The organism is Leifsonia poae (assembly GCF_027921845.1).
Taxonomy (GTDB): domain Bacteria; phylum Actinomycetota; class Actinomycetes; order Actinomycetales; family Microbacteriaceae; genus Leifsonia; species Leifsonia poae.
The window spans coordinates 176,660-191,634 of sequence record NZ_BSEN01000001.1; the positions used below are offsets into that span (position 1 = coordinate 176,660).

General features: G+C 71.0%; 12 protein-coding genes and 1 riboswitch. Of the genes, 6 read left to right on the top strand and 6 right to left on the bottom strand.

What is annotated here, in order from left to right:
* Positions 1-23: 23 nt before the first annotated feature.
* The 3 genes from PKE84_RS00875 to PKE84_RS00885 all read left to right on the top strand — a co-directional run bounded on the left by PKE84_RS00875 (position 24) and on the right by PKE84_RS00885 (position 4,475).
* Positions 24-1,742 carry a dolichyl-phosphate-mannose--protein mannosyltransferase gene (locus PKE84_RS00875; protein ID WP_271175308.1) on the top strand — a complete coding sequence of 573 codons (1,719 nt, stop codon included), beginning with the start codon at positions 24-26 and terminating at the stop codon, positions 1,740-1,742.
* An 82-nt stretch (positions 1,743-1,824) separates the two neighbouring features.
* Positions 1,825-3,414, top strand: a complete 1,590-nt coding sequence (locus PKE84_RS00880; protein WP_271175309.1) for a S53 family peptidase — start codon at positions 1,825-1,827, stop codon at positions 3,412-3,414.
* Positions 3,415-3,452: 38 nt separating this feature from the next.
* Complete coding sequence (locus tag PKE84_RS00885) at positions 3,453-4,475, top strand: YeiH family protein (RefSeq protein ID WP_373877094.1); 1,023 nt, start codon at positions 3,453-3,455, stop codon at positions 4,473-4,475.
* Here the strand turns inward: PKE84_RS00885 and PKE84_RS00890 are convergent.
* Entirely contained in the window at positions 4,472-4,792 is a 321-nt protein-coding gene (locus PKE84_RS00890) for a DMT family transporter (RefSeq protein WP_271175747.1), read from the bottom strand. The two genes, PKE84_RS00885 and PKE84_RS00890, sit on opposite strands and share 4 nt — an antisense overlap.
* A 13-nt stretch (positions 4,793-4,805) precedes the next feature.
* Positions 4,806-4,871, bottom strand: a riboswitch (guanidine-III (ykkC-III) riboswitch).
* Positions 4,872-4,981: 110 nt separating this feature from the next.
* Here PKE84_RS00890 and PKE84_RS00895 point away from each other — a divergent pair.
* Positions 4,982-6,277 carry an O-acetylhomoserine aminocarboxypropyltransferase/cysteine synthase family protein gene (locus PKE84_RS00895; RefSeq protein WP_271175311.1) on the top strand — a complete coding sequence of 432 codons (1,296 nt, stop codon included), beginning with the start codon at positions 4,982-4,984 and terminating at the stop codon, positions 6,275-6,277.
* On the top strand, positions 6,274-6,870 hold the full coding sequence (locus tag PKE84_RS00900) for a CoA-binding protein (protein ID WP_271175312.1): 597 nt from the start codon (positions 6,274-6,276) through the stop codon (positions 6,868-6,870). Before PKE84_RS00895 ends, PKE84_RS00900 begins: the two co-directional genes overlap by 4 nt.
* A gap of 30 nt (positions 6,871-6,900) precedes the next feature.
* Here the strand turns inward: PKE84_RS00900 and PKE84_RS00905 are convergent, their stop codons facing one another.
* A complete protein-coding gene (locus tag PKE84_RS00905; protein ID WP_271175313.1) occupies positions 6,901-7,485 on the bottom strand; it encodes a class I SAM-dependent methyltransferase in 585 nt (194 codons plus the stop codon).
* A 105-nt stretch (positions 7,486-7,590) separates the two neighbouring features.
* Here PKE84_RS00905 and PKE84_RS00910 point away from each other — a divergent pair, with 105 nt between their 5' ends.
* Positions 7,591-10,845: an ATP-binding protein gene (locus PKE84_RS00910; protein ID WP_271175314.1), complete on the top strand. Its 3,255-nt coding sequence runs from the start codon at positions 7,591-7,593 to the stop codon at positions 10,843-10,845.
* A 15-nt stretch (positions 10,846-10,860) separates the two neighbouring features.
* Here the strand turns inward: PKE84_RS00910 and PKE84_RS00915 are convergent, their stop codons facing one another.
* From PKE84_RS00915 to PKE84_RS00930, 4 genes are all read right to left on the bottom strand, one after another.
* Complete coding sequence (locus tag PKE84_RS00915) at positions 10,861-12,447, bottom strand: PH domain-containing protein (protein WP_271175315.1); 1,587 nt, start codon at positions 12,445-12,447, stop codon at positions 10,861-10,863.
* The gene (locus PKE84_RS00920; RefSeq protein WP_271175316.1) at positions 12,444-12,956 is read right to left on the bottom strand and encodes a PH domain-containing protein; all 513 of its coding nucleotides are present in this window, start codon (positions 12,954-12,956) and stop codon (positions 12,444-12,446) included. Before PKE84_RS00920 ends, PKE84_RS00915 begins: the two co-directional genes overlap by 4 nt.
* Positions 12,957-13,036: 80 nt before the next feature.
* Positions 13,037-13,855 (bottom strand): ABC transporter permease, encoded by an 819-nt coding sequence (locus tag PKE84_RS00925; protein WP_271175317.1) that lies wholly within the window; start codon positions 13,853-13,855, stop codon positions 13,037-13,039.
* Complete coding sequence (locus tag PKE84_RS00930; RefSeq protein ID WP_271175318.1) at positions 13,852-14,868, bottom strand: ATP-binding cassette domain-containing protein; 1,017 nt, start codon at positions 14,866-14,868, stop codon at positions 13,852-13,854. Before PKE84_RS00930 ends, PKE84_RS00925 begins: the two co-directional genes overlap by 4 nt.
* Between the last annotated feature and the right edge of the window lie 107 nt (positions 14,869-14,975).

The window sequence follows — 14,975 nt, forward strand, 5'->3', positions numbered from 1 at the left end:
GATCGGCCCCCTAGCATGATCTGGTGACTTCGACTCCCCCGCCCGGCACCGCCGACGCCTGGACTCCCGCCGGAGACGTCGCGACGAGCACGGCGAACCAGGCGGGCACAGCGAACCAGGCGGGCACAGCGAACCAGGCGAGCACGGCGAAGCACGTCCCGAGTCACGCAGCCGCCGAACCGACGGGAACGCGTCTCGACGACTGGTGGGCCAGGACCCTGCGGACGCCGCTGCGGATGAAGCTCTGGTACTGGGGCGCGCCGATCGCGGTGACGCTGCTGGCGGCGGTCCTGCGGCTCTGGAACCTCGGCAACCCGCACGCGCTGGTGTTCGACGAGACGTTCTACGTGAAAGATGCGTACTCGCTGATGCACCTCGGCTACGAGGGCAGCTGGCCCGACAAGGCCGACGCGCAGTTCGCCGCGGGGAACACGAACATCTTCACGTCCGATCCGTCGTTCGTGGCGCATCCGCCGCTGGGCAAGTGGATCATTTCGCTCGGGATGGCGGCGTTCGGCGCGGGCGACGCGTTCGCGTGGCGCATCAGTACGGCGGTCGTGGGCATCCTGGCGGTGCTGGTGGTGTTCCTGATCGCGCGCAAGCTCTTCCGCTCGACGATCGTGGCGACGATCGCGGGCTTCCTGATGGCGGTCGACGGGCACGCGATCGTGATGAGCCGGGTCGCGCTGCTCGACAACTCGGTGATGTTCCTGGCGCTGCTGGCGTTCGGTTGCATCCTGCTCGACCGGGAGTGGCATGCGACGCGGCTGGCCGCGTGGGTGGCCGACCGGCGTGCGGCCGGGGAGGATCCGGCGTGGGGGCCGGCGCTCTGGTGGCGTCCGTGGCTGATCGCGGCGGGCATCCTGACGGGCCTGTGCGCGGGCGTGAAGTGGAGCGGCTTCTACTTCCTGGCGTTCTTCGCGGTGTACACGGTCGTGGTCGACATCGTGGCGCGGCGCCGGGTGGGGCTCCCCTTCTACATCACGGGGGCGATTCTCAAGCAGGGTCCGGCGACGTTCGTCCTCATGGTCCCGGTCGCGTTCGTGAGCTACCTCGTGACGTGGACGGGCTGGATCGTGACGAAGGGCGGCTATTACCGCGACTGGGCGCAGGCGACGCACCTGCAGTGGAAGGGCGGCCTCAGCTGGGTGCCCCTCTGGATCCAGAACCTCTGGCACTACCAGACGGAGATGTACAACTACAGCATCAATCTGCACGTCTCCCACCCGTACCAGGCGAACCCTCTGACGTGGCTGTTCATGATCCGCCCGACGAGCATGTACTACGTCGGCTCGACGGCGGGAGAGAACGGATGCGCGGCCAATGCGTGCTCGGCGGCGATCACGTCGCTCGGCAACCCGCTGATCTGGTGGGCGGCCGCGTTGGCGCTCTTCTACCTGGTGTACCGCGTGATCCGGTACCGCGAGTGGCAGTTCGGGCTGATCCTGACCGGTGTGGCGGCGGGCTATCTGCCGTGGCTGCTCTACATCAACCGCACGATCTTCGAGTTCTACGCGATCGCGTTCGAGCCGTACCTGATCCTCGGGCTGGCGGGGGTGATCGGGATCATCATCGGCCGGCGGAGCGATCCGAGCTGGCGGCGCACCCGAGGACTCTGGGTCGTGGGGGTCTACCTGGTGTTCGTGGTGGCGGTGAGCGCGTTCTTCTGGCCGATCTGGACGGCTCAGCAGGTGCCGTTCTGGTTCTGGCAGCTCCACATGTGGCTGCCGAGCTGGGTCTGACGGGCGCGGCACAGCCCGGCCGCCCCTGAGGGCCCTGCCAGAGACCTCGCGATGGTCGGATGCTGGGTGTAGACCGTGGGGTATGACCGATGACACTCCCCTCGACCTCGTACCCCTGCCCGGCAGCGAGCGCCCGACCGCTCCCGGACTCCACGCGCAGTCGGCACTCGATCCCGGGGCGCCCGTCGAGGCGACGCTGATCCTGCGACGCCGTGCGGAGGTCCCGGATGACGCACTGACGTCGCCGATGTCGCGCGAGCAGTTCGCGACGCAGTACGGGGCGTCGCCGGAGGACGTCGCACTGGTGACGGACACGATGACGTCGCTGGGGGTGAATGTCGTCGAGGCCAACGCGGGCGAACGCCGCGTGCGGGTGTCGGGCGGGGCGGCGCTGATGGGCCGGGTGTTCGGCACGGACCTCGAACAGGCCACGAGCACGGATTCGCACGACAACGAGGTGACCCACCGGCACCGCACCGGCGGGCTGAGCATCCCGGCCTCCCTCGAGGGAGTGGTCACGGCCGTGCTGGGGCTCGACGACCGGCCGCAGGCCAGGGCACTGCTGCAGGTGGCACTGCCGCGCGCGGTGAGCACGAGCTACACCCCGCTCGAGCTGGGGGCGATCTACGCGTTCCCCAGCGGCACGGACGGCAGCGGGCAGACGATCGCGATCATCGAGCTCGGCGGCGGCTTCGCGCAGAGCGAGCTCGACACCTACTTCGCCGGTCTCGGGATCACGGGACCGACGGTGACGGCGGTCGGGGTGGACGGCGCCTCCAACCAGCCGGGCGCGGATCCCAACGGCGCGGACGGCGAGGTGCTGCTCGACATCGAGGTGGCGGGGGCTCTCGCGAACGGCGCCGACATCATGGTGTATTTTGCGCCCAACACCGACGCGGGCTTCGTCGACGCGGTGACGACGGCGGCTCACGCGTCGCCGACCCCGGCGGCGATCAGCATCAGCTGGGGTCAGAGCGAGGACGGCTGGACGGCGCAGGCGCGCACGGCCTTCGACGCCGCTCTGACGGATGCAGCCGCGCTCGGCGTCACGGTGACGGCGGCGGCCGGCGACGACGGAAGCTCCGACCGGGTGACCGACGGTGCCGTGCACGTGGACTTCCCGGCATCGTCGCCGCACGCGCTGGCCTGCGGCGGCACCCGGCTGACGGCGGACGCCTCCACGGGCGTGGTGCAGTCCGAGACGGTCTGGAACAACGGCAACGGCCGGGGCGCGACCGGCGGCGGCGTGAGCGCGGTCTTCCCGCAGCCGTCGTGGCAGGCGAACGTCGGGGTGCCGACGGGCGCGGCGGGCGCGGATGCGGGCGGGTCGGCCAACGGTCCGAGTGGTCGTGGCGTGCCGGACGTGTCGGCGGTGGCCGATCCGCAGACCGGGTACCGGGTACTCGTCGACGGCAAGGAGATGGTCATCGGCGGCACCAGTGCGGTCGCGCCGCTGTGGGCGGCGCTGGTCGCACGCCTCGTCCAATCGACGGGCAAACCGCTCGGGCTCGCGCAGCCGGTGCTGTACGACTCGATCGGCCGCGGCCAGGTCGCGCCGGGCTTCCGGGACATCACGAGCGGCGACAACGGGGCGTACCAGGCCGGCCCCGGATGGGATGCCTGCACGGGCCTGGGCGTCCCCGACGGAACGGCGCTGCTCGCGGCGCTGTGAGGGGTGCGCCGGCCTCCGCCCGTCACCCGGCAGAATGGATGGCGATGAACAGCGCCGCGCCGACCACCAGAACGCTCCCCTGGCTGCCGGGCGTCGCCGTCGCCGCACTCGCCGCCCTGGTCGCGTGGGGCATCCATTGGCTGGTGCCGACGGTGCCGCTGCTGACGGCGGCGGTGGTGCTCGGGATCGTGGTGGGCCAGCTGCCGTTCGCGCGTCCCGCGGTGACCGGCGTGCTGGCGCCGGGGCTGTCGACGGCGGCGAAGCGGCTGATGCGCCTCGGAGTGGTGCTGCTCGGGCTCAAGCTGAGTCTCGGTGACATCGCCGGTCTCGGCTGGGTGACGATCCTCACGACGGTCGCGATCGTGGTGGTCACCTTCGTGGGCACGATCGGACTCGGCCGGCTGTTCCGCCTGCCCGGGCATCAGCCGCTGCTGGTGGCGACGGGCTTCTCGATCTGCGGCGCCTCGGCGATCGGCGCGATGAGCGGCGTGGTGAAGTCCAAGGACGAGGAGACGGCGACGCCGGTCGCGCTGGTGACGCTCTGCGGCACGCTGGCGATCTTCGTGCTGCCGGTGCTCTGGCATCCGCTGGGGCTGACGTCATTGCAGTTCGGCCACTGGGTCGGCGCGGGGGTGCACGACGTCGGCCAGGTGGTCGCGACCGCACAGATCGCCGGATCGGCCGCGCTCGCGGTGGCCATCGTGGTCAAGCTGACCCGCGTGCTGATGCTGGCTCCGATGGTGGCGATCGCGTCGGTGGTCGAGCGTCGCCGTCACGTCGACCCCGACCCGGCGGCGAAGCGCCCCGCGATCGTTCCCCTGTTCGTGGCGGGGTTCATCGTGGCGGTGCTGGTGCGCTCCTTCGTGCCGCTGCCTGCCGTGGTGCTCGACGGGGCGGACGCCGCGCAGACGGCACTGCTCGCGATGGCGCTGTTCGGGCTCGGCACGGCGGTGCGGCTGCGCACGCTCCTGGGCACCGGCTGGCGCTCGCTCGCGGTCGGCCTGCTGTCGTGGGTGGTGATCGCGGCCCTCGCGCTCGGGGCCGTGCACCTGTCGAGCTAGTGCGCGTCGACGAGCTTGAGCCCGATCACGCAGCCGACGAGCCCCAGGATGAGCAGCACCTTGACGAGCGAGAACCCTTCGCCTCCGAACACCATGGCGTAGAGCACGGTGAGAGCCGCCCCGATGCCCACCCAGACGGCGTAGGCGGTGCCCGTGGAAATCCCGCGCATGGCGAAGGCGAGCCCAGCCATGGAGGCGAGCAGGGCGACTCCGAAGGTGACGGTCGGCCAGAGCTTGGTGAAGCCCTCCGACTTGCCGAGCGCGGTCGCCCAGACGGCCTCGAGGACACCGGAACCGATGAGCACGATCCAGGACAGCATGGTTCACTCCCATGGCCAGTCTTGTCGCGCTCCGGGTACTGAACCGTCGTCCGGGATCACCGTCGCGATGATCTAATACAAGTGTACCAGAGCCAGGAACGACGTCCCAGAACGCGGGGCGCGGACCGGTTGCGGCGTATTACGCGGACGGGTCCCGTGGCCCGGCTGCTCCGGTAGCGTGACCACATGGCTGATCGCGAATATGGCTTCCGCACGCGTGCGATTCACGCGGGCAACATCCCCGATCCGGTGACCGGGGCCCGCGCGCTCCCGATCTACCAGACGAGCGCGTTCGTGTTCGACGACACGGCGGATGCGGCGGCCCGGTTCGCCCTCCAGAAGTACGGCAACATCTACTCGCGGCTGGCCAACCCGACGGTCGCCTCGTTCGAGGAGCGGGTGGCCAGCCTCGAGGGCGGTCTCGGTGCCGTGGCGACGGCCAGCGGGCTGAGCGCGCAGTACATCACGTTCGCGTCGCTCGCCGGTGCCGGCGACCACATCGTGGCGTCGGCGAACCTCTACGGCGGTTCGATCACGCAGCTCGATGTGACCCTGCGGCGGTTCGGGGTGGACACCACGTTCATCCAGAGCGCAGACCCCGCCGACTATGCGGCGGCGATCACCGACAAGACCAAGCTCATCTTCGCGGAGACGATCGCGAACCCGTCCGGCGAGATCGCGGACATCGAGGGCCTCGCCGACGTCGCGCACGCGGCCGGCATCCCGTTGATCATCGACTCGACGATCGCGACGCCGTACCTCAACCGCCCGATCGAGTGGGGCGCCGACATCGTCATCCACTCGGCCACCAAGTTCCTCGGCGGCCACGGCACGACCCTCGGCGGCGTGGTCGTGGAGAGCGGCCGCTTCGACTGGCACACCGAGAAGTTCCCGCTCTTCGGGCAGCCGGTGCCGTCGTACGGCGGCCTGCAGTGGTCGGGCAACTTCGGCGAGTACGCGTTCCTCACCCGCCTGCGCGCGGAGCAGCTGCGCGACATCGGGCCGTCCCTCGCCCCGCACTCGGCATTCCTGCTCGCGCAGGGCGTCGAGACGCTGCCGTACCGCATCCAGGCGCACGTCGACAATGCGCGCACCGTCGCGGAATGGCTCGACGCCGACCCGCGGATCGAGTCGGTGTTCTGGGCCGGGCTCCCGGCGCATCCGCACCACGGCCGTGCGCAGAAGTACCTGCCGAAGGGGCCGGGCAGCGTCTTCAGCTTCGTGGTGAAGGGCGGCCGCGAGGTGGGCCAGGCCTTCATCGAGTCGGTGAACCTCGCCAGCCACCTGGCCAACATCGGCGACGCGAAGACGCTCGTCATCCACCCGGCGTCGACGACGCACGCCCAGCTGACCGAGCAGCAGCTCCTCGACGCGGGGGTGCTTCCCGGCGTCGTGAGGATTAGCGTTGGTATCGAGGACGTCGATGACATCATCTACGACCTCGACCAGGCCCTCGACGCCGCTGTGAAGGAGAACGCATGACGCTCACGGATTCTCCCGCCGGCTCCACGGCGGGAACCGAGGAAGTCCAGCTGGTCAACGGCCTGAGCTGCTCGCTGCCGGCCGACTCCCCCCTGGCGAAGCTGCTCAAGTCGCAGCGCACCTGGGTCGGCCCGGATGCGAAGGAGCGCCTGAAGATCCTGCGTGCGGCCAAATCCGTCGCCATCGTCGGCGCTTCGGCCAACCCCTCCCGCTCGAGCTACTTCGTCGGCACGTACCTGCAGCAGTCGAGCGACTACCGGGTGTACTTCGTGAACCCGAACGCCGACACGATCCTCGGGCAGAAGGCCTACCCCGACCTCGGCTCGCTGCCGGAGGTCCCCGACATCGTCGACGTCTTCCGCAAGGCGAGCGACATCCCCGCGGTGATCGACGAGGTCGTCGCCGCCGGCGCCCCGACGGTCTGGGTGCAGCTCGGCATCTGGAACCAGGAGGCGGCCGAGTACGGCGAGTCGAAAGGCCTCACGGTCGTGATGGACCGGTGCATCAAGATCGAGCACGCGCGCTTCCATGGCGGACTGCACCTGCTCGGCTTCGACACCGGTCAGATCACGGCGCGCAAGACGATCCGCTGACGCCCGCCCGGCTGACTCTCTGCGCCGCGCTCAGGCGCGGGCCACGATGTGGAACACGTGCCAGTGCTTGGGGCCCTCGAACGACATCCCGCGGCGGTCCTCCTCTGCCAGCTCCACGACATCCAGGCCAGTGAGCATCGCCTCGACGCCGGCGCGGTCGTGGAAGTTCATGCCCGGTCGGCCGTACCACTCGTCGTGGGGCCCGAAGAGCTGCCCCGCGAACACGGCGCCGGGGCGCAGGGCGTCGCGGATGTCGGCCCAGAGATAGGGGAAGTGCCCGGCGTCGCAGAACGGCAGGGCGAATCCGGCGTAGACGAAGTCGCTCTCGGGCAGGGCGCCGAGCGACTCGAAGGGGGCGCAACGCACCTCGACCCTGTCCGCGAGCTCGGCTCCGACGGTGGCGCCGACCCGTTTCTCGACCTCGGGGTCCGCATCGATGGCCACGACGTGCCAGCCGTTCTCGGCCAGGCGGAGCGTCTCGATCCCGTCGCCGCAGCCGAGGTCGATGGCATCCCCCGGGCGATCGCCCTGCCACGCCTCGAGTCCGCGGGTGAAGGTCGGACGCACGCCGCGGCCGCTCTGCGCGGTGTAGAAGTCGGACCAATCGAATACCATCGCGCTCCTCGCCGAGTCGGGTCGCCGGCCGCCGGCCGACAACGGATCAGCCCCGAGCCTACGCGCGCGCAGGCGGGTGTCGCCCGGGCTGGCTAAAATCGGCGAATGGCCTCCCCTCCCTCCCCTCGAGTCGCCGTGCTCGGCCCCGTGCTGGTCGAGAACCGCTCGGGCGAGCTCGTCGAGCCCGCGGGAGCGCTGGGGAAGAGCCTGATCGTCGCGCTGGTGCTCGCGCGCGGCTCCTTGTCGGTGACATCGCTGGTGGAGGACCTCTGGAACGACGCGCCGCCGCGGCAGGAGCGCGCGGCCCTGCAGACCCTCGTCTCGCGGGTGCGTACGGCGAGCGCCGACGGGCTCCTGGAATCGACCGCGAGCGGTTACGCCCTCGGCGTGGCCCCGGAGCACACGGACCTCGGTATCGCACGCGCCCACCTGGAGCGCGCTCGTCGGGCGGATGCGGCCGGCGACCCGGCGACGGCGCTCGACGAGGCGGGCCACGCCCTCGCCCTCTGGCGCGGCGAGCCGGGCGGCGAACTCGGATCGACACCCCTCGCCGACGAGCTCGGCCGCGCGGCCGCGGGGCTCCGCGACGAACTGCACCTCCTCCGCGCCCGGTCGCGCCGCCTGCTCGGAGACCCGGTCGCAGCGCTTCGCGACCTCGAACCGTTGATCGCCGCCGCTCCGCTCGACGAGCAGGTGCAGCTCGAACGGCTGCGCGCGCTCGACGCTGCCGGCCGCCGGAACGACGCCGTCGCGGTGTTCGCCGAGTTGAAGGCGGCGCTGATCGATCAGCTGGGCACCCGGCCGGGCGCCGAACTGGTGGCGTTCAATGCGCACCTCCTCACCGACGAGGAGCGCCCTCTGCCGGCACCCGCGCGGGTCAGGCTCGGGCTCCGGACCGCTCCGAACGCCCTGATCGGGCGCGAATACGATGTCGACGCCCTCGAAGACCTGGTCGCGACGTCGCCCCTGACCACCATCCTCGGAGCGGGCGGCCTCGGCAAGACGCGGCTCGCCCAGGAGATCGGCAACCGCGCGGTGCACACGCCCGCCGTGGTGTTCGTCGAACTGGCCAGCGTGCGCTCCGGCGACGACATCGCCCTCGCCTTCGCTTCCACTCTGGGCATCCGCGAGGCGCGCTCGCTCCGGGCGAGCGACCCCGGCTCGCAGCTCGACCTGCGCTCGCGCATCCTGGGCCTCCTGGCGGAGCGCGAGACCTTGCTCATCGTCGACAACTGCGAGCACATCGTGGATGCGGCGGCGGCCTGGGTGGCGGACATCCTGGAGTCGACGACCACGGTGCGGGTGCTGGCCACGAGCCGCGCACCGCTGGCGATCGGTGCCGAGCGCGTCTATCCGCTCGACTCGCTCGCCAGCACCGACGGCGACCTGGCCGGCGGCCCCGCGGTCGATCTCTTCATGGAACGGGCAAGGGCCGCGCGCCCCGGCGTCGTGCTGCCGCCCGACATCGTCGCGCGACTCTGCGACCGCCTCGACGGTCTGCCGCTGGCGATCGAGCTGGCGGCGGCCCGCACCCGCGCGATGTCGGTGGACGAGATCGAGCGGCGGCTGGGGAACCGCTTCGCGCTCCTCACCGGCGGCGAGCGCAACGCGCCCGAGCGGCACCGCACCCTGCTGGCCGTGATCGACTGGAGCTGGAATCTGCTGGGAGACTCCGAGCGGGCCCTGCTGCGCCGGCTCGCCCTGTTCCCCGACGGGTTCAGCGCGGAGGCGGCCGAGGCGGTCGCTGGCGATCGCGCCGACACCGTGCTCGACGACCTCGAAGCGCTCGTCAACCAGTCCCTCGTCGCGGTCGCGGAGGCCAGCGCGACGGGCATCCTGCGCTACCGGATGCTGGAGACCGTGCGCGAGTTCGGCGAACTCGAACTGCGCCAGGCCGACGAGCTCTCCCTCGTGCGCGAGGCGATGTACGGCTGGGCGACGGCCTTCTCGCGGCGGACACTCGGCGCCATGCACGGGGCGGCCCAGGTGCGCAACTTCAACCTGATCAACGCCGAGCAGGACAACCTGGTGACCATCCTGCGGCTGGCCATCGACGAGCGGCGCGGCGCCGACATCGCGGCGACCTTCTCCGCGCTCGCCTACTACTGGTCGCTGCGCAGCGCCCACAGCGAGGTGCTGTCCTTCGGCTCGGTGGTCGTCGAGGCGCTCACCGGATGGGTGCCGTCCGGCGTCGAACGCGACGATGCGGCCGCGAGCTACGCGATCATCGGAGGCACCTTCCTCTACCTGGACCTGCGCACGGCGGTGCGGGCGATCTCCCGGCTCAAGAAGATCACGCGCGAGGCACCGCTGGCCGATGCACGCCTCAACGCCATCACCCAGCTCGTGCAACTCGCCTCGCACCTCGACGAGGCGCTGGCTCTGCTCGAGGAGTTCCGGCGCTCGCCGGACCCGGCGCTCGCGGCGATGGGCGGGCTGATGCTCGCCCAGCTCGGGGAGAACTCGGGCGACCTCGACGAGTCGCTCGCGATCGCGGCGGAGGCCGACGAGAAGGCGACGATCGCGCAGGACACGTGGGCCATCGCCTCGGCCGCCCAGGCGCTCGCTCAGCTGCACAGCCAGCTCGCCCATCCAGAAGAGGCTTTGCGCTGGGCGGAGCGCTCGCAGGCGGGCCTGAGCCAGCTGCAGGCGGACGGCGATCTGCGCCAACTCGACTGGATCATCGCGATCAACGCGATCTCGGCGGGCGACCTCGCCCGCGGGCGGCGGCTCCTGGAGACGTACCTCGGCCGGGAGGACGATCCGACCGGGTTCGACTACGTCGACTACTACGGGATCGGCTATGCCGGGCTGGCAGAGATCGCCCTGGCCGAGGGTGACATCGACGAGGGGCTCCGCTACTACGACCAGGCCGTCGGGGTGTATGGGAAGGGCAACGTCACCACGAACCCGTGGATGACGATCCTGGGGGCGGCGCAGCTCGCGTCCCGGCTCCGGGCGCACGCCGACGGTCACGAACTCGATCGGGACGGTACGGACCGGCTCGCGCGCGAACTGCGCACGCGCATCCTCGTCTCGTACCGGCTGCGGCCGGTCTACATCGACAAGCCGGTGGTCGGCGCCGGGCTGCTGGGAGCGGCGTTCTGGATGCTCGACCCGCACACCGCCGCCGGGCGCGACGAGGAGTGGACGCGTCGCGGCGTCGAGCTGTTCGCCCTGGCCGACCGCGCGAACTCGCGGCAGGACATGCCGAGTCTCAACCGCGCCAGGCTGGGCGCCGTCATCCGGAACGCGGTCGGGGACGCCGCGGTCGACGCGGCCATCGCCGAGGCGCAGGCGCTCGACCGCAACGCGGCCGTGGTCCGCGGGCTGGCGGTGCTGCGCGACCTGCGCTTCTGAGCGCGGCGGGTACCGCTAGACCGTCGCGGCGTACCGCGCGAGGTACTGACCTGCCGACAGCACCTCGTGACGAAGACTGATCGCCTCGATGATCGGCCAGACCTGACCGTCGGGCAGATCCGGGATGACCACCTTGTGGCGTCCGGCGGCCGTGGTGGCGATCAGGGTCGCCAGCCCGGCGCGGCGCTGGAAGAAGCTGCGCCGAATGGTCCAGCCGATGATCCCCTCGGTGGCGAGCACGGCCCGGCGGCGGTTGAGGGAGCCACTCTGCGCGATCAGCCAGCCGGGGAGCAGCGCGTGCCCGAGCCCGCGCCACCGGTCCGCGGCGAGCAGGGCCGAGGCGGGCACGATCACGAGGAACGCCCACCACACGTACGGTCCGACGAAGCCGAGCAGCTGCGCAACCAGGGCCAGCGCGACGAGCACGCCCGCGAACGACGCGGCCCGCGTGTAGCGGCGCCGGTGCGCACGCGGGCCGTGCCCAACCAGCGGGACCTCGAGCGGAGCGCGGGTGTGGAGCACCTCGGCGGCGATCCGCACAGCCTCCTCGCGCGGCCCGGGAGGCGCGAGCAGCGCGACCCCGCCGCGCTGCCGGCCGAGTCCGGTCATGATCGCGTGCGCCGACGCGGCGCCGGCCACCCGGAGCGACAGCGGCTCGGAGACCTGCACGCCACGCAGCCGGGTCTCGTCGAGGGTGATCTGGCGGGCGCGGATCAGCCCGTGCCCGATGTGCAGGGTGTCCGGGCCGGACCGGTGGATGGAGAACCGGTGGTAGGCGAGCGCGTAGCGCACCATGGCCACGACCGAGGCGATGACGACGAGCCCTGCTGCGGCCCAGAGGGCGACGGTCAGCAGCGGGAGGCGCGTCACCCAGCCGATGCCCTGCTCGACGACGGGAAGCCGGGTGAGGATGCCGCCCTCGAAGAAGTTGAGCTGCAGCGCGGCGAAGGCGACGGCGACGATCGACGCGACGCCGCTGAGGGTGAGCGGGGCGTAGCGGACCCATCCGGGGCGCCAGCGGCTGAGGTTGGCGGGCTGCTCGGCGACGGGGGCTTCGGGACCCTCGAGGCCGGCTGCATCCGCGCGGGCGGTGAGCCGCAGCAGCTCGTCGCGCAGCGCCGGGACGTCGCGCACGGCGACCGCGTTGAGCTCGAGCTCGTCCTGCCCGTGCGAGGCGCCGGTGCCGACCTTCACGACGGCGAGGCCGAAGATGCGGTGCAGCAGGGTCGAGTCAACATCCACGCTGCGGATGCGGTCCCTCGGCGCCGAGAGGACGCGGCGGTTCAGCACCCCGCGCCGCACCTGCACGTGGGTGGGAGTGATGCGGTAGGTGGTGGTGAGGAAGCGGAGCACGCCGAACACGACGCCGAGGCCGGAGAGGACGTACGCCCACCAGGGCTCGCCACCGGCGGCGCCCGCGACGAGGGCGATGAGCAGCACCGGCAGGTACCGGATGAGCTCGCGCAGCGGGTGCACGAGCAGCATGCGCCCGTTGAGGCGGCGCCACGGCTCGGTCGAAGGGTCGGGCTCGGCGTCGGGCGCGGTGTCGGACGCGGTGTCGGGGGCAGGCGAGGGGTCGGGCGCCGGGTCGAGGTCGCTCACGTCGCATCCCCCTCGCTGTGCTGCGCGACCTCGGCCAGCACGGCGACGACCTCCCTGGCCACGTCGTCGTCGAGCGCGTGGATGGTCAGCGCTCCCGCCGACGACGCGGTGGTGATCGTCACCGACGTGAGCCCCATCAGCCGCATGAGGAAGCCGCGCCGCGAGTCCACGGTCTGCAGCCGGGCGATCGGGGCGACGCGAGTCTCCTGGGTGAACCAGCCGGAGCGCACGAAGATCGCGTCGTCCGTGATCTCCCAGCGATGCACGCGGTAGCGCCAGCGCGGCATCACGGCGACGTGCACGACGGCGGCGACGACCGTGAGCGCCAGCCCGGCGAGGTGGAGCGGCTGCGTCCAGGCGTCGGCCAGCAGCATCCAGAGCAGTTGGAGTGCGGCGAAGAAGGTCCAGCCGACCGCCGCGTCCCACGCCCAGAACCGCACGGCCCGTTCGCTGGGGCGACCGGAGGGCTCCTTGACCATGGCGGCGATGTCTCCGACGACGATGCTCATGAGAGGTCCTTCCTGGCTCCAGCGTGCGAGGTGCGGTTCCGGGTGGGTGGGATGCGGGCGCGTGGGATGCGGCTGGCGGGCTACGCCTTGCGCATGTAGGCGCGCACGGTGAGCGGCGCGAAGATCGCCACGATGACGGCCGCCCCGAGCAGGGCGTACCACGCGTCAGCGCCCCAGACGCCGTTGTTGGCGAGCTCGCGCACGGCGGTGACCAGGTGCGAGACCGGGTTGATGTTGACGAACCACTGCAGCCATCCGGGGAGCGAGTCGACCGGAACGTAGGCGTTGGAGAGGAAGGTCAGCGGGAAGAGCACCATGAACGAGATGCCCTGCACCGAACTCGCCGTTCGGGCGATGACGCCGAAGAAGGCGAAGATCCAGCTGATCGCCCACGATGACACGATCACCAGAAGCCCGGCGACGATGACGAATCCGAGTCCGGCGGCGGGGTGGTAGCCCATGACGAAGCCCACTGCGAAGGTGATCGTCGTCGCGATCGCGTAGCGGATGGTGTCGGCGAGCAGCGCGCCGGCGAGCGGCGCGATGCGGGCGATCGGCAGCGACTTGAAGCGATCGAACACACCCTTGTCCATGTCTTCGCGCAACTGCACACCGGTGACGACCGACGTCGTGATCACGGTCTGCACGAGGATGCCCGGGATGAGGCTGGGCAGATAGTTCTGCACGCCACCGGCCACGGCACCGCCGAAGAGGTAGGCGAACATCACCGTGAAGATGATCGGCTGCAGGGTCACGTCGAACAGCTGCTCGGGAGTGCGCTTGATCTTCAGCAGGCCGCGGTAGGCCATGGTCAGCGAGTTCGCGATGGACTGCGTGAGGCTGACGTGGTTCTTGAGTTTCCGCTCGGAGGGCGGGGTGATCACGCTGAGGGCGGTCATGCGTCGATCCTTTCTGCGTTGTCGGCGTCTGCGTCGTCGGCCGTCTCGGCGCCGGACTTCTCGTCTTCGACGCCGTGGCCGGTGAGAGTGAGGAAGACCTCGTCGAGGGTGGGCTTCTGCACCGACATCTCGGTGAGGTGGATGCCGGCCTCGCGGAAGGTCACGAACAGGTCGGTGACGGCATCCGGGTTGCGCATGGGCGCGGTGATCCGCGAGCCCTCGGGCGACACGATGGCCTCGACCCCGAGCACGGCGGCGACGGCCCGGCGGGCGTCCTCCATGTCGGAGGGGTCGGCCAGCCGCAGCTGCAGCGAGGAGTCGCCGACGGAGGCCTTGAGCTCGTCGGCGGTGCCCTCGGCGACGACGCGCCCGCTGTCGATGACGGCGATGCGGTCGGCGAGCTGGTCGGCCTCGTCGAGATACTGCGTCGTGAGCAGCACCGTCGAACCGGTGGAGACCAGCCGACGGATGGTGTCCCACATCTGGGCGCGCGTGCGCGGGTCGAGGCCCGTGGTCGGCTCGTCGAGGAAGATGAGGGGCGGCTGCGCGATGAGGCTCGCAGCGAGGTCGAGACGGCGGCGCATGCCGCCGGAGAACTTCGCGATCGGGCGGCTCGCCGCCTCGGTCAGGCCGAACTCCTCGAGCAGCTCGGCCGACTTGCGCTTGGCCTCCGCACGGCCGAGGCCGAGCAGCCGGGAGAAGATCACGAGGTTCTCGGTGGCCGAGAGGCGCTCGTCGACCGATGCGAACTGCGCGGTGACGCCGATGAGCTGTCGCACGACCTGCTGCTCTTTACGGATGTCGTGGCCGAAGATGGTGGCCGTGCCGCCGTCCGGGCGCAGCAGGGTGGCGAGCATGGAGATGGTGGTGGTCTTGCCGGCGCCGTTGGGGCCGAGCACGCCGTAGACGGTTCCGGCGCGGACGCTGAGGTCGACGCCGTCGACCGCGCGGTTGTCGCCGAAGACCTTGACGAGCCCGTGGGCTTCGACCGCCCATTCTGAGCTGGAGGTCATGGTGGTCCTTCCTGATGAAGTGATGATGGGATTCATGGTGCAGGGCGCCGCTTACACCGTGCTTGCACGGTGCTTGCACGGCGCTTACACGGCGCTTACACCCGGCT